Annotated in this window: 16 protein-coding genes; 8 read left to right on the top strand and 8 right to left on the bottom strand. The window is 61.2% G+C overall.

Annotated elements, in window-relative coordinates:
- Positions 1-17: 17 nt before the first annotated feature.
- The 6 genes from ccmI (at position 18) to ACR9ZQ_RS38395 (ending at position 5,915) form a co-directional block, all read left to right on the top strand.
- Complete coding sequence (ccmI, locus tag ACR9ZQ_RS38420; RefSeq protein ID WP_481430475.1) at positions 18-1,199, top strand: c-type cytochrome biogenesis protein CcmI; 1,182 nt, start codon at positions 18-20, stop codon at positions 1,197-1,199.
- Positions 1,196-1,750, top strand: a complete 555-nt coding sequence (gene ccmE, locus ACR9ZQ_RS38415; RefSeq protein WP_481430474.1) for a cytochrome c maturation protein CcmE — start codon at positions 1,196-1,198, stop codon at positions 1,748-1,750. Before ccmI ends, ccmE begins: the two co-directional genes overlap by 4 nt.
- The gene (locus tag ACR9ZQ_RS38410; RefSeq protein ID WP_481430473.1) at positions 1,747-3,741 is read left to right on the top strand and encodes a heme lyase CcmF/NrfE family subunit; all 1,995 of its coding nucleotides are present in this window, start codon (positions 1,747-1,749) and stop codon (positions 3,739-3,741) included. Before ccmE ends, ACR9ZQ_RS38410 begins: the two co-directional genes overlap by 4 nt.
- The gene (locus ACR9ZQ_RS38405; protein WP_481430472.1) at positions 3,738-4,205 is read left to right on the top strand and encodes a cytochrome c-type biogenesis protein; all 468 of its coding nucleotides are present in this window, start codon (positions 3,738-3,740) and stop codon (positions 4,203-4,205) included. Before ACR9ZQ_RS38410 ends, ACR9ZQ_RS38405 begins: the two co-directional genes overlap by 4 nt.
- 75 nt (positions 4,206-4,280) lie before the next feature.
- Positions 4,281-4,973 (top strand): CBS domain-containing protein, encoded by a 693-nt coding sequence (locus ACR9ZQ_RS38400; RefSeq protein WP_481430471.1) that lies wholly within the window; start codon positions 4,281-4,283, stop codon positions 4,971-4,973.
- 606 nt (positions 4,974-5,579) lie between these two features.
- A complete protein-coding gene (locus ACR9ZQ_RS38395) occupies positions 5,580-5,915 on the top strand; it encodes a hypothetical protein (protein WP_481430470.1) in 336 nt (111 codons plus the stop codon).
- A 70-nt stretch (positions 5,916-5,985) separates the two neighbouring features.
- On the opposite strand, the gene lysA is transcribed toward ACR9ZQ_RS38395, so the two are convergent.
- The gene (gene lysA / locus ACR9ZQ_RS38390) at positions 5,986-7,257 is read right to left on the bottom strand and encodes a diaminopimelate decarboxylase (protein WP_481430469.1); all 1,272 of its coding nucleotides are present in this window, start codon (positions 7,255-7,257) and stop codon (positions 5,986-5,988) included.
- A 151-nt stretch (positions 7,258-7,408) separates the two neighbouring features.
- On the opposite strand from lysA, the gene ACR9ZQ_RS38385 reads away from it, so the two are divergent.
- Positions 7,409-8,329: a LysR family transcriptional regulator gene (locus ACR9ZQ_RS38385; protein WP_481430468.1), complete on the top strand. Its 921-nt coding sequence runs from the start codon at positions 7,409-7,411 to the stop codon at positions 8,327-8,329.
- A gap of 56 nt (positions 8,330-8,385) precedes the next feature.
- Here the strand turns inward: ACR9ZQ_RS38385 and ACR9ZQ_RS38380 are convergent, their stop codons facing one another.
- The 6 genes from ACR9ZQ_RS38380 to ACR9ZQ_RS38355 all read right to left on the bottom strand — a co-directional run bounded on the left by ACR9ZQ_RS38380 (position 8,386) and on the right by ACR9ZQ_RS38355 (position 14,788).
- Complete coding sequence (locus tag ACR9ZQ_RS38380; protein ID WP_481430467.1) at positions 8,386-9,447, bottom strand: ABC transporter ATP-binding protein; 1,062 nt, start codon at positions 9,445-9,447, stop codon at positions 8,386-8,388.
- Between the two features lie 21 nt (positions 9,448-9,468).
- Complete coding sequence (locus ACR9ZQ_RS38375) at positions 9,469-10,323, bottom strand: sugar phosphate isomerase/epimerase family protein (RefSeq protein ID WP_310390282.1); 855 nt, start codon at positions 10,321-10,323, stop codon at positions 9,469-9,471.
- Positions 10,324-10,354: 31 nt separating this feature from the next.
- Positions 10,355-11,593, bottom strand: coding sequence for an ROK family transcriptional regulator (locus ACR9ZQ_RS38370; protein ID WP_481430466.1), 1,239 nt, complete (start codon positions 11,591-11,593; stop codon positions 10,355-10,357).
- 41 nt (positions 11,594-11,634) lie between these two features.
- Positions 11,635-12,477 carry a carbohydrate ABC transporter permease gene (locus ACR9ZQ_RS38365; RefSeq protein ID WP_310390286.1) on the bottom strand — a complete coding sequence of 281 codons (843 nt, stop codon included), beginning with the start codon at positions 12,475-12,477 and terminating at the stop codon, positions 11,635-11,637.
- Positions 12,474-13,403 carry a carbohydrate ABC transporter permease gene (locus ACR9ZQ_RS38360; protein WP_025669448.1) on the bottom strand — a complete coding sequence of 310 codons (930 nt, stop codon included), beginning with the start codon at positions 13,401-13,403 and terminating at the stop codon, positions 12,474-12,476. Before ACR9ZQ_RS38360 ends, ACR9ZQ_RS38365 begins: the two co-directional genes overlap by 4 nt.
- A gap of 86 nt (positions 13,404-13,489) precedes the next feature.
- A complete protein-coding gene (locus ACR9ZQ_RS38355) occupies positions 13,490-14,788 on the bottom strand; it encodes a type 2 periplasmic-binding domain-containing protein (protein ID WP_007825914.1) in 1,299 nt (432 codons plus the stop codon).
- A gap of 277 nt (positions 14,789-15,065) precedes the next feature.
- Here ACR9ZQ_RS38355 and ACR9ZQ_RS38350 point away from each other — a divergent pair, with 277 nt between their 5' ends.
- Positions 15,066-16,112, top strand: a complete 1,047-nt coding sequence (locus tag ACR9ZQ_RS38350; protein ID WP_481430465.1) for a Gfo/Idh/MocA family protein — start codon at positions 15,066-15,068, stop codon at positions 16,110-16,112.
- Positions 16,113-16,127: 15 nt separating this feature from the next.
- Here the strand turns inward: ACR9ZQ_RS38350 and ACR9ZQ_RS38345 are convergent, their stop codons facing one another.
- Positions 16,128-17,264, bottom strand: coding sequence for an ROK family protein (locus tag ACR9ZQ_RS38345; protein ID WP_481430464.1), 1,137 nt, complete (start codon positions 17,262-17,264; stop codon positions 16,128-16,130).
- Between the last annotated feature and the right edge of the window lie 132 nt (positions 17,265-17,396).

Below are 17,396 nucleotides of genomic sequence, written 5' to 3'. Positions count from 1 at the left end.
CCACTATGGCTGCAACAATGACGATCTGGATACTCTTCGCGGTGATGACGACCGCAGCGACTGCCATCGTGCTTCACCCGCTTTCGAGGGGCCGCCGGAAGGCGGCGAGCATCGAAGCGGATGCCCGCAAGGTCTATCGCGACCAGCTTTTCGAACTCGACGAGGATGTTGCCTCCGGATGCATCTCGCCGGACGAATACGAGCTGGACAGAGCGGAAACGGCGCGACGCCTGTTCAAGGCTGCAGATGACCGCCGGCCGGCGCAGATCGCGCACCGCTCCGGCAGATGGCTGAAACACGCTATCGCCGTGTTCTTGCCATTGCTCAGCATCGCTCTTTACGTCTCGCTTGGCTCTCCCGATCTCCCCTCCCGTCCGCTGGCCATAAGGCTCGCCGAGCCCGGCGAGGATCTCGCAATCCTCGTGAAAAAGATGGAGGATCACCTGGCTGCTCAGCCCGAGGACGGCCGGGGATTGGACGTCATCGCTCCGGTTTACCTCAAGATGGGCAGGGTTGATGACGCGGCAAAAGCCTATCGCGCGGCGCTTCGCCTCGGCGGAACCAATGTCTCCCGCCTGGAAGGACTGTCGGAAACGCTGATGGCCACGTCAAACGGCCTGGTGACCGCAGACGTGCTTGATGAACTCAAGCAAATCCTGTCTCTTGAGCCGAACAACCCGCGTGCGCGCTTCTATGTTGCATTGAGCCTGGAGCAGGCGGGCCAACCGGATCAGGCGCGCACGGCCTTCGAGGATCTCGCCAGGCAATCGCCTGATGATGCACCGTGGCTGCCGCTGGTCAACGAGCATATCGCCAGGAACGGCGGCACGGCGGTCGCCCCTGCAGCCGAGCCTGAAGCCAAGCCTGCCGCACGACCGTCAGTTCCGGGCGGCCCGACGGCGGAGGATGTGGCGGCGGCCGAGAATCTGAATAGCGGCGACCGGCAGCAGATGATCCGCGGCATGGTGGAAAGCCTGGATGCCAAACTGACTGCCGATCCTGATAATTTCGAGGGCTGGATGCGTCTTGTCCGCTCTTACGCCGTATTGAACGACAAGGATCGCGCCGCCGGCGCCTTGAAGCGGGGGCTTGCCGCCTTCCCGGCATCGGGTGACGAGGGCAGGCAGTTGCTCGCGCTGGCAAAAGAACTCGGCATCGCGACGGAAGGATTGAGGGCCACGGAAGGATTGAGGGAATGACGCGCAAGCAGAAACGCCTGGCGGTGATTGCCGGCGGCATGAGCTTCATCCTTGTCGCGGTGCTGCTCGTGATGTTCGCCTTCAGCCAGTCGGTCGCCTATTTCTATATGCCGGGCGATCTCGCCAAGACGCCGGTGGCGCCCGGCACCCGCATCCGCCTCGGCGGCCTCGTCGGCGAGGGCAGCGTCATGCGCGGCGAAGGTTCTGTCGTGCGGTTTGCCGTGACCGATCCGAGCGGTCAGATCGTCAACGTCCGTTACCAGGGCATTCTGCCGGATCTGTTTCGCGAGGGGCAGGGGGTGGTGACCGAAGGCGCCTTCGAGACGGGCAGCACTGTCTTCACCGCCGATACCGTGCTTGCCAAGCATGACGAGACCTATATGCCCAAGGAAGTGGCCGACAGGCTGAAGGCTCAGGGCCTGTGGGAAGAGGGCAAGGGCCCGGCATCGCAAGGTGAGGTGCCGCAAGGTGCTGAAGCCAAGGGCGAGGCCAAGGCTCAGGAAGCCAAGGGCCAGGAAGTCCAGGCGCAAGAGACAAGGGCGACGCCATGATCATCGAGATCGGCCATTATGCACTGGTTCTGGCGCTCGCAACCGCGATCGTCCTGTCGGTCGTGCCCGTGATCGGTGCGCGGCGCGGCGATCAGGCGATGATGGATGTCGCCCCGCTCGGTTCCGTCCTGCTCTTTGCCCTCGTCGCCTTCTCCTTCGGCGTGCTCACCTATGCCCATGTCGTCTCCGACTTCTCGGTGCAGAATGTCTGGGAGAACTCGCATTCGCTGGTGCCGCTGATCTACAAGTATTCCGGCGTCTGGGGCAATCACGAGGGCTCGATGATGCTCTGGCTCCTGATCCTTTCGCTGTTCAGCGCCCTGGTCGCCGTCTTTGGCCGTAATCTGCCCGATACGCTGAAGGCCAATGTTCTCGCCGTCCAGGCCTGGATCTCGGTCGCCTTCATCCTCTTCATCCTGTTGACCTCCAATCCCTTCGTCCGCCTTGATCCGGCCCCTGCCGAGGGCAAGGACCTGAACCCGGTGCTGCAGGATATCGGGCTGGCCATCCATCCGCCGCTGCTCTACCTCGGTTATGTCGGTTTTTCCGTCTGCTTCTCCTTTGCCGTTGCCGCCCTTCTCGATGGCCGCATCGATGCCGCCTGGGCGCGCTGGGTGCGGCCCTGGACGCTGGCCGCCTGGACCTTCCTGACGCTCGGCATCGCCATGGGCTCCTACTGGGCCTATTACGAGCTCGGCTGGGGCGGCTGGTGGTTCTGGGATCCGGTGGAGAATGCCTCCTTCATGCCCTGGCTTGCCGGCACGGCACTTCTGCATTCCGCCCTCGTCATGGAAAAACGCGAGGCGCTGAAGATCTGGACGGTGCTGCTGGCCATCCTCACCTTCTCGCTGTCGCTGATGGGCACCTTCCTGGTGCGCTCCGGCGTCCTGACCTCGGTGCATGCCTTTGCCAGCGACCCGAGCCGCGGCGTCTTCATTCTCTGCATCCTCTTGATCTTCATCGGCGGGGCGCTGTCGCTTTTTGCCTTCCGCGCTCCACTTCTGTCGGCCGGCGGCCTGTTTGCGCCGATCTCGCGCGAGGGGGCGCTCGTCGTCAACAACCTGATCCTGACGGTTGCCTGCGGCACGGTGTTAACAGGCACGCTTTATCCGCTGGTGCTGGAAACGCTGACCGGCGACAAGATCTCCGTCGGGCCGCCCTTCTTCAACCTGACCTTCGGCCTGCTGATGGCGCCGCTTCTGATCGTCGTGCCCTTCGGGCCGCTGCTTGCCTGGAAGCGCGGCGACCTGCTCGGCGCCCTGCAGCGGCTGTACGTTGTTGCCGGTCTCGCTTTCGTCGCAGCGCTGGTCTTCTTCTATCTCGAACATGGCGGCCCGGTCATGGCCGTGCTCGGCCTTGCTGCCGGCCTGTTCCTGATCTTAGGTGCGGTGGCCGACCTCTGGTATCGCGCCGGTATCGGCAAGGTGAAGGCGGATATCGCCTGGCGCCGGTTCTCCGGCCTGCCGCGCTCGGCCTTCGGCACCGCACTTGCCCATGCCGGGCTTGGCGTCACCGTGCTCGGCATTGTCGCGGTCACCACCTTCCAGACCGAACATGTGGTCGAGATGAAGCAGGGCCAGTCGACGGATGCCGGCGGCTACAGCATCGTCTTCGACGGCATGCAGCCGGCCACCGGTCCGAACTATACCGAGGACCGCGGCCATTTCTCGATCCGCCGCGGCGGCGCGCAAGTCGCCGATGTCTGGTCGGCCAAGCGGCTCTATACCGCAAGGCAGATGCCGACGACGGAAGCCGGTATCCTCACCTTCGGCCTCAGCCAGCTCTATGTCTCGCTGGGTGACGCCACCCATGACGGCGCCATTGTCGTGCGCATCTGGTGGAAACCCTTCATCCTGTGCATCTGGGGCGGGACGCTGATCATGGCCCTCGGCGGCTTCGTGTCGCTCAGCGACCGGCGCCTGCGTGTCGGTGCGCCAAGCCGTAAGGCAAAGGCCAAACCGGCGGCACCCGCCATGGAGCCGGCGGAATGATAAGGCGTTTCCTCCTCGTCCTGGCGCTCATGCTGGCGGCGGCACCGGCCTTCGCCGTCAACCCGGACGAGATGCTCTCCGACCCCGCCCTCGAAGCCCGGGCGCGAACACTGTCGGCCGAACTGCGCTGCATGGTCTGCCAGAACCAGTCGATCGACGATTCCAATGCCGATCTCGCCAAGGACCTGCGCCTGCTGGTGCGCGAGCGCATCACCGACGGCGACAGCGACGAGCAGGTGTTGAGCTACATCGTCTCGCGCTACGGGGAATTCGTGCTGCTGAAGCCGCGCTTCAGCGCCAGAACGCTGCTGCTCTGGGGCGCACCCGTGCTGCTGATCCTCGCCGGCGGGGCCTCGCTCATCGTCTTCGCCCGCAAGCGGGTAGGCAAACCCACCGGCAGCAAACTCACGGACGAAGAGCAGGCGAAGCTCGCCGAGTTGCTCAATCCGACACCGCGACTTTGACGGAGGTCAAGGTCAGTTCGTCCAAGCCATCCTACTCTCATGGCACCAGATGTTTCCGGAAAGGGAGGTGCACGCATGCAGGCCAAGGATATTATGACGAGCAATGTGGTTTCGATCAGCCCTGCGGCAGGGATCCGCCATGCCGTCGCGGTGATGATGCAAAACAACATCAGCGGGCTGCCTGTCGTTGACGACGAAGGGCGGATCTGCGGAATTCTGACCGAAGGCGATCTGCTGTCGCGGCGCGAGATCCGGCTTGCGCCGCGAACCGCGCATCATGCGGAGATCACGTCCGATGTCGATCTCGACCGCTACATTCGCGGCAACGGCTGGTCCGTCAGAGATATCATGTCACGCGACGTCATCGTCGCCAGCCCCGACAGTGAGGTCTCGGATATTGCCGAAAGCCTCGAGGCCCATCGCATCAAGCGTATTCCGGTCGTCGACGCCGGACGGCTCGTCGGGATCGTCAGCCGGCGCGATATCCTCGCTTTGTTAGCGGACGCACCGACGCTCAGGTTACCGCGCGAGGACGACGCGATCCTTCTGGCGGTTCGCGCACGCCTGAAATACGATCTCGGCCTGACGCCGCAAAGGATCCACGTCTCCGTCCATAACGGGCAGATCACACTCGAAGGAAATGTGGAGACCGACTTGCAGCGTCGTGCCGTGCTGGCACTCGTCGAGAATCTCGGATCCGGAGGCTGCCTCGATCGATTGCAGCTTGCCGCAGGTTCAGATCCGGACAAGCGGTCGCAAGGGGCTTAAGTCCAAGCCACTGATCCAGTCGCAGGCGAGGGGCTTCAGATCAGCCGCCGGCAGCAAATGCCTTGTCGAGTGCAGGACCAATGCCTGCCGACAGGGCCGTCGTCGAGCGGGCCGACCTGACCTCGCAGGACGAAGACACCAGACTTTGGGCGCGCAGCCTAACGCGCGACCACGAAGCGAGGAGGTCGCTGTTTACAGGCGAGGGAAGCGCCCGGTCCGTGCGGGCCTCTCCGTCAGATCTGCTGGCCGATTTTCTCCTAAGCGAGATCCGGCAGAGTTCTGCCGAGTAAGGCGATGGGCAACGGCCATAGTCTGGCGGCCTCCGCGGTCCGGCTTTCGCCCGAAGAAGTGCGGTGGCTCGAGAATGGCGAACGGGCTTGATCGAAAATAGAATCCGGAACCGCATCCGGTCGTCAGCCAGAAGGATTGCATGACGCCAGACGTGCTCGTCTGGGGCGGCTGGCAGGGTACGAGCCGGAGCAATCTGCTGCTATCGTCAAGAAACTCCTGGAAGGGGAGAACGTCTGGCCATTCGGATGTGAGCGAGCTTGACAAGCGCGCTCGTCGATGAGAACAAAGAGCGAACCAACGGGAAGGTGAGCATTCATGATACGTTTCGCGCCGAAGATAGAGCAGGACGCTGCCCCAGCAATCAAAATTGCAAAGCCGAACGCCAAGATACGATCCGACATCGAGCTCTCGGACACTTCCAGCGCTGCCGTTAAGAACGAAACCGACAAGATAGACGGGCAGGCTGCCACGACGACATCAGGACCTGCCGGGCCTGCCGCAAAACTCCTTGAGTTATCAGGCGAGGAGCTTCCTGCGAAAGGCAGAAAGCCGGGTTCCCGGAAGCGCAAAGAGGCAACAAGCCCCAAGCCACCCGAAGTCAGCAAGCGGGGGCGCGATCAACGCGTTGGCGATTTGCTGCTCGACCTCTGACGATAGGCTTCGAGTACCCGTGCGGAAGGGCGTTTGCGCTTTTTGTAATCCTGCCTGGATTTTTCAGGGCTCACGCCGCATCCGTAGAATGAGCCGCGATCAATTCCAGCTCGCAAAGCTCATCGATAGTCTGGCGACGGCGGATAAGCCGGGAGTTCTCCCCGTCCATGAGATATTCGGCAGCGTGAAGCCGGCTGTTGTAGTTCGACGACATCGACGCGCCATAGGCACCCGTTCCGTGGAAAACGAGCAAGTCGCCGACCTCGGCAGGAGGGAGCGCACGCGTCTCGACCACGCCATCGGCCCCTTGCGTGAATACGTCGCCCGATTCGCAGAGCGGGCCTGCTACGACAGTAGGGCGTAGCTTAGATGGGCTGAGGCTTCGACCATCGTGCGGGAGCACCGAGATCTCGTGGTAGCTGCCATAGAGGGCAGGGCGCATCAAGTCGTTGAAACCGGCGTCAACGAGGGTGAAGTGATTTCTGCCAACCTGCTTGGTGGCGCGGACCTCGGCCAACAGCGAACCGGCTTCTGCCACCAGGAAGCGCCCCGGCTCGATCTCCAGGCGCACGGCATGGCCGAGCCTGCTTTCTGCTTGCCTGCGCACGCTGTCCCACAAGCTGAAATAATGCGCGGCATCGATCGCCCTGTCCCCGTCGCGATAGGGAACTGACAGGCCACCCCCGGCAGAAATCGCCTCGACATCGTGATCCAGATCGCTCAGGAGACCGGTCATCGCATGACAGACCCGCTCGAGATGGCCGTAGTCGACGCCGGAGCCGATATGCAGGTGAAGCCCGACGAGATGCAGGCGATAGCGGCGAACCAATTCGACAGCCTTGTTAAACTCCGCATGCCAGATACCATGCTTGCTGTTTTCGCCACCCGTATTTGTCTTGCTGCTATGGCCGTGGCCGAAACCCGGATTGGCGCGAAGCCAGACGCGGTGACCGGGCGACAGCTCCCCGAGCTGGTGCAGCATGTCGATGGAGCCGATATTCACCTCAACCTTGTCGTTGACGACGCGGCGCAAAGTCGGGCGGTCGAAAATATCGGCGGTGTAGACGATGCCCGCAGCACCTGAGAGGGTAGGGCCGGCGGAAAATCCGGCCCGCTGCGCGCGATCGATTTCGCCGAGAGACACGGAGTCCACAAGCACACCTTCCTCACGCATGAGGGAGAGGATGTGGATGTTGGAGCACGCCTTCTGCGCATAGCGGATCACGTCGAAGGCGCCGAGCTGCCTTATCCGATCGCGGATCGTCGTCGCGTCGTAGACCCATAAGGGCGTCCCATGCTGGTGGGCGAGAGGGGTGAGGTCATTGGCAGAGATGATGGGCATGGCGCTGATTGTCCGTAGATGGCAGCCCTCCGAACCGAAAGATCGTTTCAAGTTGGGCAATGGGGATTTCACGTACGGGTTGACCACGAAACCGGGCATATGAAAAATATCAATTTTTCCAAACTATACTCAATTGTGATATGAGGTGGGCATGGCTGTTACCCTACGGCATATCGAGGTCTTCAGGGCGGTGATGACGACAGGCAGCGTCACGAATGCGGCCGCTATGCTCAGCACCTCCCAGCCGACGATCAGCCGGGAGCTGGCACGGTTCGAGCATCTCATCCAGATGAAGCTTTTTGAGCGTGTGCGCGGCCGCCTCCGCCCGACTGCGCACGCTCTGCAGTTGTTCGAGGAAGTGCAGCGCGCCTATTTCGGGCTGGACCGGATCATCAGGACGGCGGCGTCGCTGCGCCAGTTCGAGCAAGGGCAGCTCTCCATCATATGCCTGCCGGTCTTTTCTCAATCGCTCCTGCCGCAGACTTGCCGGTATTTCATCGAGCGGTTCCCGAACGTGGGCATCAGTATCGTTCCGCAGGAGTCGCCTCTGCTGGAGGAATGGTTGTCGGCGCAACGCTATGACTTCGGACTGACGGAGGTCGATCATGTCCCGCAGGGTACGGAGGTAACCCCACTCCTGACGCTCGACGAGATTTGTGTGCTGCCGGACGCTCACCCGCTTCTTGAAAAGACCGTTCTCTCACCAGGTGATTTCGAGGGGCAATCCTTTGTCAGCCTGTCGGCGATGGATAGCTACCGGCGGCAGATCGATCAGATTTTTCGAAACGCCGGCATCAGGCGGCGCATGATCATCGAGACCCATAGCGCGGCATCCGTCTGTTCGATGGTGCGGGAGGGAATTGGTCTGGCCATCGTCAATCCCCTGACGGCCCTGGATTATGCCGGCCACGGCCTACATCTTCGCCGGCTATCGTTCTCGATCCCTTTTTCCGTCAACATCGTGCGCCCGATCCATCGGCCGCAGTCGCAGCTGGTCGAGGTTTTCGGGACCGAATTGGCCCGGCAAGCAGGGCTGATCGAAGCCCGGCTTGCCACCCTCATTAATCCCTGATGACTTCGTGAAGGCGCATAAGATAGCGGCGTGTACCGATGCCCTGTCACACGTCATCAGTTCAGCACCGGTTCGCCAGCAGTGATGCGCTGCTCGCCCTCGTCGAACAGGTGGACGGCATCATGGAGCGGAGCAATCCGCAGCACGTCGCCGGGGGCTGCTCTGATCCGCTCCCGGAAGACGCAGCTGATCGTCTGCGTGCCGAGACGGGCAACCACCAATGTCTCGGACCCCGTCGGCTCGACAACGGCGGTTGTCACTTCGATGCCGTCGGGGTCGAGTGTGATGTGCTCAGGACGAATGCCGTAGGTGACGGCGCCGGACGGGCGCCGCTCGCTCGGCAGGATAAGCCCGTCTTCAGTTCGGAAACCTTCATTCGTCATGCTTCCCTTGACGAAATTCATGGCGGGAGAGCCGATGAAACCGGCGACGAACAGGTTGTTCGGGCGGTCGTAGAGTTCGAGCGGCGAGCCCGACTGTTCGATCAGGCCGTCCTTCATCACGACGATCTTGTCTGCCATGGTCATCGCCTCGATCTGGTCGTGCGTGACATAGATCGTCGTGGTCTTCAGCCGCTGATGCAGTTCCTTGATCTCGGATCGCATCTGGACGCGGAGCTTGGCATCAAGGTTCGACAGAGGCTCGTCGAACAGAAAGACGGCGGGATCCCGGACGATCGCGCGGCCCATGGCAACACGCTGCCGCTGGCCGCCTGACAGCTGCTTCGGATAGCGCTGCAGGAGCGCCTCCAGGCCCAAGATCTTCGCGGCATTGCCAACGCGCCGATCGATCTCAGTCTTCGGCATACGCTTCAGCCGCAGCGAGAAGCCCATATTCTTGGCGACCGTCATATGCGGGTAAAGCGCATAGTTCTGGAACACCATGGCGATGTCGCGATCCTTCGGTGCCAGCTCGTTGACGATATGCTTACCGATCTGGATCTCGCCCGAGCTTATATCCTCCAGACCGGCGATCATTCTGAGAAGGGTGGATTTGCCGCAGCCGGAGGGGCCGACGAGGACGACGAACTCGCCATCGCGGATATCGACCGATACGCCTTTGATGGCTTTGAACGCGCCATAGTCCTTGCGCGCATTGTTCACTCTAACATGAGCCATTTTCGTCCTCCCCGGTCGCGCTCAAAGCTTGTTCAAGACGTTTCTGAGGTAGGCGAGCCCAAGGCGTTCACCTTCTTTTCGCGCCTCGAGATCCTTGCCCGGCCATCCATAGGCGGCGTCCTCGTGCTCGATCGAAAGGGTGCCGTCAAAGCCGTTGGTCCGTGCCTGACGCAGGAAGCGCGGCCAGTCGAGAAGGCCGTGGCCCGGCAGCTTGTATTGCCACCAGCCCTTGCCGTGATAGCCGACCGCTTGTTGTGTGGCCGCATCGATTGCGGTGTCCTTGGCGTGGAGAATGGCGATGCGGTCCTTGACCGCGTCCATTGCGGCATAGGGATCGACGCCGATGCGGATGAGGTGCGAAGGATCGAATTCGAGACCGAAGCGCCGGTCGGGTATGCGCCTGAAGAGTTCCTGCCACCCCTTCGGCGTGGTTCCGACGAAATTATCCTTGGGCCCCGGCCAGTTTTCGATCGCGAAGACGAGACCGCTCGACGTCGTCTTGCCAATCAGCCGGTTGGCGAAATCGGCAAAATCATCGTAATTGGCTTCGTCGTCGGCATTGTCGTTACGTCCGGGAAAGATCACGAAGATCGGCACGCCCGCTTCGCCGATCGCTTCGGCAAATTCCTCCGTGCGGGCGCGAAGTTCGCCGCGTTTGCCGCTGTCGGCATCGAGCTGATTGCCGAAATAGGTGACCGAGGAGACGAAGAGGTTTTGGTCGCGGGCAAGTGCCACCGCAGCCTGCACCTTGTCCGGCGTCTTGATATGGCCGCCGACATCGATTTCGATTGCGTCGAAACCGGCCGAAGCAGCGAAATTCACCACTTCTTCTAGCGGCCGGTCGTTGAATGTCGACGTATAAAAACCAATCCTCATCAATATCCTCCCAGCGGCCTTGCCGGCTGTTTCAGTTGTTCAGGCGATCCATGAATTTGAGGGGCGAACGGGTGCGTTGAATGGCGTCCGCGGATGCCAGCATCAGCGCCGCCGCCATCGGCATCGCCGCAGCACCGAGCGCCGAAGCGTCCTCGCCGATCGAGGCACGATGCAGCGAAGGCAGAGTGGTGTCTCCGGCCGTCAGATGTTCGTGAACGTAGCGGAGCAACTCGTCGATCATGCGGATCGGCAATCGGCCGCCGATGATGATGGCATCGGGATCGACGATCATGCCGATATGCTTGACCGCAACGGCAAGGTGAGCGCTCATTTCCTTCAGCCACTTCGACACTAGAGCCTTGCCACGTGCATCGAGTGTGAGAAGGTCCTGAGGCACGCTTGCATGGACGCCATGTTCGCCAAGAAACTTGTAGAGAAAAAACATCGTCACCATCTCGCCGAGAAGATCGACTTTCGGCGCGGTCTTGTCCCGGTCGTCGGCAATCGGCAGCCATCCGATTTCGCCGCTCAGCGCCATGGCGCCGCGATGGCCGTTGCCGTCGAGAACGAGCCCTCCGCCGAGACAGGCGTTGATGGCGATATAAAAGAAGCTGCGGCTTTCCGCCCCGAGGCCGTAGTCAAGCTCGGCAAGTGCTGCGGCATTGGTCTCATTTTCGATGAAGACCGGATGCTGCGTCAGGTTTTCTATTGCTGCGCGTACGTCGAATTCCATCCATTCCGAATAATCGTCGGGCATGCCGAGGAAGGGGATCTCTCCGAGCCAGTCGGGCATGGCGAGCCCGATGCCGGCCAGGTGGGCATCGTCGATGAGGCGGCTTCGCTGGAAATGCGATATCGCATCGGCCGTCAGCTGCATGAACTCGGCCGGACGCACATAGCGTTTTTCGTGGTGGACCCGGGCACGCACGTTGCCGACGGCATCCACAGCGACAATCGTCAGGTGATCGCGATCGATGTTGATGCCGATTGCAAAGAACGCATCGGGGTTGATCTCGAGCTCGATTGCCGGCTGGCCCCTCAGCCCATGCCGCCGGCGAGCTTCGATGATCAGGCCCTCGTCGAGCAGACGATCGACGATCCTGGCGATCGCCGGCTTCGTGAAACCTGTCTGCCGGGCAATCTCGGCGCGCGAAATCGGCGCCTGCCGATGAACGCAACGCAGCACGACGGCCCTGTTGTGCTCGCCCGCATCCTCGACATTGGCCCCCGTCAGATCGGGGGACAGTCTGGCGCCGTTCATCTGGTTCATGGATTGAGATCCTCTATCTGCCACGGACACGCAAACCGACCCTACCCTTTCACCGCGCCGCTGGTCATGGCGCCAAGGATCAGCCGTTGAAGCGACAGGAATGCCACGATCGCCGGAACGACGGAAATCAGGCAGGCGGCGGCTAGCAGCTGGATGGACGAGTCGGTCTGCATGCCACGGAAGTTAAAGATTCCGACGCCGATCGGCATCAGGTCATTTTTGGTGAGCAGCAGGAAAGGCACCAGGAATTGCGACCAGCCGGCGATCACAGTGATGATGAAGACCGAGGCAATGCCCGGCGCCGACAGGGGCAGGATGATGCGCCAGAAGACCGAGAAGCGGTTGCATCCGTCGATCATCGCGGCTTCGTCCAGGCTGCGCGGAATGCCGTCGACGGTGCCTTTCAACAGCCAGGTCGCAAGGGGAACACCGAGCGCGATATAGACCATGACGACGGCAAAATGCGTGTCGAGGAGGCCGAGACGGTTCATGTAGCGATAGAGCGGCACCATGATGACGAGCGGCGAGATCATCTGGAAAAGCAGGAGCCCCATCATCGAGAGGCCCTTACCGCGGAACTGGAAGCGCGAGAAAGCGTAAGCGGCAGGCAAGGCAACGATCAGCACGCCGAAGCCGCTCAAGGCCGCAAGCTTCAGGCCGTTCCAGAGATAGATTGGAAAATAGCTGTTGTTGAGAACGGTGATGAAATTCTGGATGGTGGGATTGTCGGGAATATAACGCGCCGCGCCGCGATAGACCTCACGCTTGTCACGCAGCGCCATCGACAGGAGATAGGTGAGGGGGCCGGCAAAGAAGACGAACATCACCAGCATGAAGAGATAGCTTATGGCATCGCCGAGCCGTGTTCCGGTGCGTCCGCTCATTGCTCTTCCTCCTTCGGCAGGAACGACGCATAGACGAAGGCCAGGCCGAGGCTGATGATCAGCATCAGCACCGAAAGCACGCTGCCGCCGGAGAGATCGTAGTTTCGGAAGACGATGTTGAAGACGTAGAGCGAAATCACCTCGGTCGCGCGTCCCGGTCCGCCGCCTGTCAGCGTGATGATCGCGTCGAAGGTGTTAACCGTCTGGATGGTGATCAGGATCATGTTGACGAGAATTGCGGCGCGCAGCTGCGGAAGTGTCACGAAAAAGAACTGCTGCGAAGCCGTGGCACCGTCAACCTCGGCGGCTTCGTAGAGCGAGGGATCGATCGATTTCAGCGCCGCATACATCACGACCATCGAAAAGGCCGTGCCGCGCCAGATGTTCGAGATCAGCGTCGACCAGGGCGCCATCGCCGGATCGGAAAGCCAGGCAACTGTCGGCATGTGCATCAGCCTCAAAATGCTGTTCAGCGCGCCATAAGGCGCTTCGGAAAACAGCATCTGCCAGATGATGCCGCCGGCGATGCCTGGCACGACCCAGGCGACCAGCGCCGTCGTCCTCAGGATCGTGGTGCCGAACAGGCCGCGCTTTTCGCCGCGGATGACAGTGACAGCGACTGCAAGACCGAGAATCTGCTGGCCGATGACGCTGCCGCCGACGAAGATCAGCGTCGCCCAGAGAATGTCAGGCAATTGCGGCGAGCTGAGCGCATTGGCGATCGAACCCAGCGTATAGTCCTGGTTTTCGCCGATCAGCGTCGCATTGGTGAAGGAAAGCCGGAAAACGTCGATGACGGGATACAGGTAGAATATGCCGATGACGACGATCACGGGCATGATCCAGGGCAGGGGCGCACCAGCGAACCGGCGCATGAACGTTCTGCTTTGAGGCGGGCTGTCAGCCTCGATGGCAATAGGGCTCATTGGCTTCTCTGTCCGGGTTTGGCACTGTCGACGGCGCCTAAAAGGCAGGCGCCGTCGTTATCTGAAGCGTCAAAAAATGCCCGGGATCAGAGCCGCTTGTAGGCCTCCATCGCCGCGCTGAATGCGGCATCCAGGGCTTCTTCCGGTTTCTTCGTTCCCGAGAGCACGTCGCCCATCATGATCTGGATCTGGTTAGAGATCTCCGGATAGATCGGCACGCCGGGACGCGCCTGGCCGTCGACGAGCGCATTGGCGAAGGTCTTGTTGGCTTCCGTCGAGAAGACCTCATACTTGTCGAAGAGCGACTTGCGCGTCGGCAGCTGCTGCTGCAGCGCGTTTGCCGGACCCATATAGACGTCGCGAGCCAGATTGGCGCACATCTCGATCTTCTCCTTGTCCTTGCTGAAGGACGCGATCGTCCAGCCGCCGGTGCCGGTCGAGCGCTCATTGGCCGAAGGGCCGGGGATCGGCGAGAAGGTCCAGTTCTTGAATTCCTCTTCGTCGAGCGTCGCCTTCAGCTGCGCATATTGCCAGTTGCCGCCGATGAAGAGCGCCGTCGTCGCCGCAGCTGCCGCGGCATTCATGTCGTCGTAATTGGCGATAGTGGTAACGCGCTTGGGGGCCGCGCCGGAATCGACGAGATCCTTGAAGTAGTTAAGCGCCTTCAGGAATTTCTCCTTGTTCTCGCCTTCGCCGAAGACCGGCTTGCCCGAGTCGTCGACGAGCTTGCCGCCGAGCGCCCAGTAGTTCGCCAGCCAGTCGAAGGTGGTGCCTTCCCAGCGCCCGCCGTTGAAGAGCACGCCTTCCATGCCTTCCTTGGTGGAGGCAAGTGCGGCCTTCTTCAGGTCGTCCCAGGTCTGCGGCGCATCGGCTACAACAGACTTGTTGCGGTAGAGGACGCGAAGGTCCGTATCCCACCACCAGGCGCGGATCGTCTGATCCTTGTCGGTGATGCCGCTGCGGATGAAGGGGAAGAGATCGTCGACTTCTTCCTTGGTGAAATAGGGCGTAAAATCCGCCAGCACCTTATTGACCATGAACTGCGAGAGCACGAAGGAGTCGACGGCGGCGCAATCCGGCGCATTGCCGGCCTTGGCCTGCTCCAGCATCTTGGCCTGTTCCGTGCCGATGTCGGAGGACATGAACTGCATCTGCAATTTCCAGTCCGGGTGCTTCTTGATGAAGTCGACAAAGAGCTTCTGGTAACCCTCTGCGATGTTGGGGTCGGAATTGTTCGGGCTGTCGTTCGTGAGCCGGACGACAAGGGTTTTTGGCGCATCGGCAGCGCCGATCCTGTCCTTTGTCGCAAGCTCCTGGGCAAATGCGGCAGGCACTGAAAATAACATTGTGCTCAGCGCTAACGCGCTGATGAACGCTCTCTTCATGATGGGTCTCCTCCCCATTTTAAACGGATACAGCCTGGTGGTCGGTTGACCTCTCCTCATTTCCATGCTGCATTAATTAGATTAAGTTACTTTGATTTGATGTCAAGCCGCAGCTTGGGAGGATTGAGATGCCGGCGACATTCAACACAAGTTAGCGGACCGCAGCCGCATTTCCCGATCACAAAAAATCGAGCCATTTCGGGCATCCGCGATGGCGCGGTGAGGTTTTGCCTCGGCTACGTGAAGGTGGCCGAACCTGACATCTATGGAGGATCAGATGCGCTTACTCATTCTCGGCACTGGCGGAATGGCCAACCAGCATGCCGCAAATTTCAAGGCGATCGAAGGCGTGAGCGTCGTGGGCGGGGTTGACGTCGTACCCGAGCGGCTGACGGCCTTTTGCTTGGAACATGGCATCCCCAATCACTTCAGCACACTCGAGGAAGCCCTTGCCTGGGGCGAGTTCGATGCCGTTGCCAATGTCACGCCCGACCGCATCCACCATCCGACGACGCTACAGGCGATTGCGGCGGGCAAACATGTCTTCTGCGAAAAGCCGCTCGCGACCGATGCCATCAAGGCAATGGAAATGACGGATGCCATCGAAAAAGCCGGCAAGGTCGGCATGGTCAACTTCACCTATCGCAATTCGCCCGCCCTGCAGAAGGGACGGCAAATGGTGCTTGCCGGCGAGATCGGCGAGATCAGGCATGTCGAGGCATCGCATCTGCAGAGCTGGCTTGTGGGGCGTCATTGGGGCGACTGGAAGAGCGAGAGCAAATGGCTGTGGCGCCTCAGCAGGAAGCACGGCTCGAACGGCGCGCTCGGCGATATCGGCATCCATATCGTCGATTTTGCGTCCTATGGTTCGGGGCTCGATGTCGCCCACGTCTTCGCGCGGCTGAAGACCTTCAACAAGGCGCCGGGAGACAAGATCGGCGAATATGATCTCGATGCGAATGACAGCTTCACGATGAATGTCGACTTCACGACGGGTGCGATCGGCACCATCCAGGCGACGCGAACCGCGGCCGGCCAGATGGATCAGCTGCGTCTCAGGGTCTATGGCGAGACCGGTTCGATCGAGATGATCTACGACACCGGAAAGTCGACGCTTCGCGCCTGCCTCGGCGAAGATGTTCACACCGCAACATGGCGCGACATCCCCTTCGATCCGGTGGAAACGAACTATCAGCGCTTCGTGCAGGCCGTCAGGGCAGGCAGGACGCAGGAACCCTCGTTCCGCAGGGCGGCGAATATCCAGAAAGTGCTCGACAAGGCGCTTGCCTCGGATGTCAGCCACACGGACGAGGCGCTTGCCTGATTTGATACTAGGACGTCAGGCGGAAACCGGTGGCAGCAGGGTGTTGAGGAAGGGCAGCAGTGCCGCCCCCAGCGCCACGCCGCCGCCGCTGAAGCTTGCCGGCTTCATCGGCGAAATCCACGGTGTCAGGAAGGGCCGCTTGGATGTGTCGCGGCGCTCGACGGAGAGCTGGTGGATCAGTGCTTCGACGACGCTTCGCGGCAGGTCGCCGCCGATCATGATCACACCAGGCGCGATAAAGCCGGCCATGGCGATGATCGGGTCGAGCAGGTGGCTTGCCGTATCACGGATCCACTGTGTCAACTGAGGGGAGGACGGCTCTTCGCCCGAAATGAGGCGCTTGAACTCGTCATCGCTGACCAGTGCGCGCAGCGCGCCGAAACCGACCACCGTGTTCAGCCGGACATTATCGGGGCCGGTCAGCATCTCACCGATGCTGCCTGCGCGTCCGTGGACGCCCGAATAAGGAATGCCGCGAACGAGAAAGCCGGCCTGGACATCTTCGTCGATGATGATCATCGCCAGTCCGCCTTCGGGGGCAGGCGCGCCGATGGTGCGCTCGGCAAGCAGGCTTGCGGTGCACTCGTTCTCCACGTGACTGACGGGAAGCGTGGATGCTGCGTCGAGCTCTTCGCTTTCCTGCGCGGTCCAGTCGTTAGACCCGATCCCCAGGCCTATGATCGGCATGCCGGCATGCCGGCCGATCATCTTGTGGGTGGCTGAAAGAATTGACGGCACGCGCGTTGCCGCGTTGAGGGAAAAGTATTCCCGATCATGGACCTGGCCGCTGAGGTCGATAAGGACGGCTTCGCCTCGGCTCTGGCGAACCCGGACACCGATCGAAAACGCGCCGTCAGGGCGCAGGGCAAATTCGGTGGCGGTCGCGCTGTTGCCCGCGCCGTTGCGGCGGTGCGACGTTACCAACCCTCCCTCGCCGAGGCGGCGCAGAATATTGGTGATGCCCGGCCCGGTAAGCCCGGAATGCTGGCCAAGTTCCATGCGGGTCAATGGACCGTGCCGGCGGATAGCCTCCAGAATGACGCGGATATTTCTGTCGGCGATTTCTCCCGATCGCAGACCGATTGTTTTACCCCGCGTTACGGCCGTTTCCTCTGTCTGACGTCGCCGCGGCCCGGATCGAAGATACCGCATAACCGTCTTCCCTAAGCACCTGGATGCTTGTGTATCACAGGTAAAACTCTCGCAACCTATTTCTTGTGCGCTTGACTGCAAAACAAAGTTACTTAATCTAAGAGCTGCCACGCGCCTCGGTTGGAGGAGACG

Source organism: Rhizobium sp. KNZ14-9A, assembly GCF_056755015.1.
The sequence above is the reverse complement of the archived record's forward strand: the minus strand, read 5'-3'. Positions and strand labels throughout refer to the sequence as shown.

Coding starts and splice junctions, on each gene's coding strand:
- ACR9ZQ_RS38410 (WP_481430473.1), top strand. CDS start 1,747: ATGATCATCGAGATCGGCCATTATGCACTGGTTCTGGCGCTCGCAACC.
- ACR9ZQ_RS38345 (WP_481430464.1), bottom strand. CDS start 17,264: ATGCGGTATCTTCGATCCGGGCCGCGGCGACGTCAGACAGAGGAAACG.
- ACR9ZQ_RS38405 (WP_481430472.1), top strand. CDS start 3,738: ATGATAAGGCGTTTCCTCCTCGTCCTGGCGCTCATGCTGGCGGCGGCA.
- lysA (WP_481430469.1), bottom strand. CDS start 7,257: ATGCCCATCATCTCTGCCAATGACCTCACCCCTCTCGCCCACCAGCAT.
- ACR9ZQ_RS38400 (WP_481430471.1), top strand. CDS start 4,281: ATGCAGGCCAAGGATATTATGACGAGCAATGTGGTTTCGATCAGCCCT.
- ACR9ZQ_RS38375 (WP_310390282.1), bottom strand. CDS start 10,323: ATGAGGATTGGTTTTTATACGTCGACATTCAACGACCGGCCGCTAGAA.
- ACR9ZQ_RS38365 (WP_310390286.1), bottom strand. CDS start 12,477: ATGAGCGGACGCACCGGAACACGGCTCGGCGATGCCATAAGCTATCTC.
- ACR9ZQ_RS38385 (WP_481430468.1), top strand. CDS start 7,409: ATGGCTGTTACCCTACGGCATATCGAGGTCTTCAGGGCGGTGATGACG.
- ACR9ZQ_RS38370 (WP_481430466.1), bottom strand. CDS start 11,593: ATGAACCAGATGAACGGCGCCAGACTGTCCCCCGATCTGACGGGGGCC.
- ACR9ZQ_RS38360 (WP_025669448.1), bottom strand. CDS start 13,403: ATGAGCCCTATTGCCATCGAGGCTGACAGCCCGCCTCAAAGCAGAACG.
- ACR9ZQ_RS38395 (WP_481430470.1), top strand. CDS start 5,580: ATGATACGTTTCGCGCCGAAGATAGAGCAGGACGCTGCCCCAGCAATC.
- ccmE (WP_481430474.1), top strand. CDS start 1,196: ATGACGCGCAAGCAGAAACGCCTGGCGGTGATTGCCGGCGGCATGAGC.
- ACR9ZQ_RS38350 (WP_481430465.1), top strand. CDS start 15,066: ATGCGCTTACTCATTCTCGGCACTGGCGGAATGGCCAACCAGCATGCC.
- ACR9ZQ_RS38355 (WP_007825914.1), bottom strand. CDS start 14,788: ATGAAGAGAGCGTTCATCAGCGCGTTAGCGCTGAGCACAATGTTATTT.
- ccmI (WP_481430475.1), top strand. CDS start 18: ATGACGATCTGGATACTCTTCGCGGTGATGACGACCGCAGCGACTGCC.
- ACR9ZQ_RS38380 (WP_481430467.1), bottom strand. CDS start 9,447: ATGGCTCATGTTAGAGTGAACAATGCGCGCAAGGACTATGGCGCGTTC.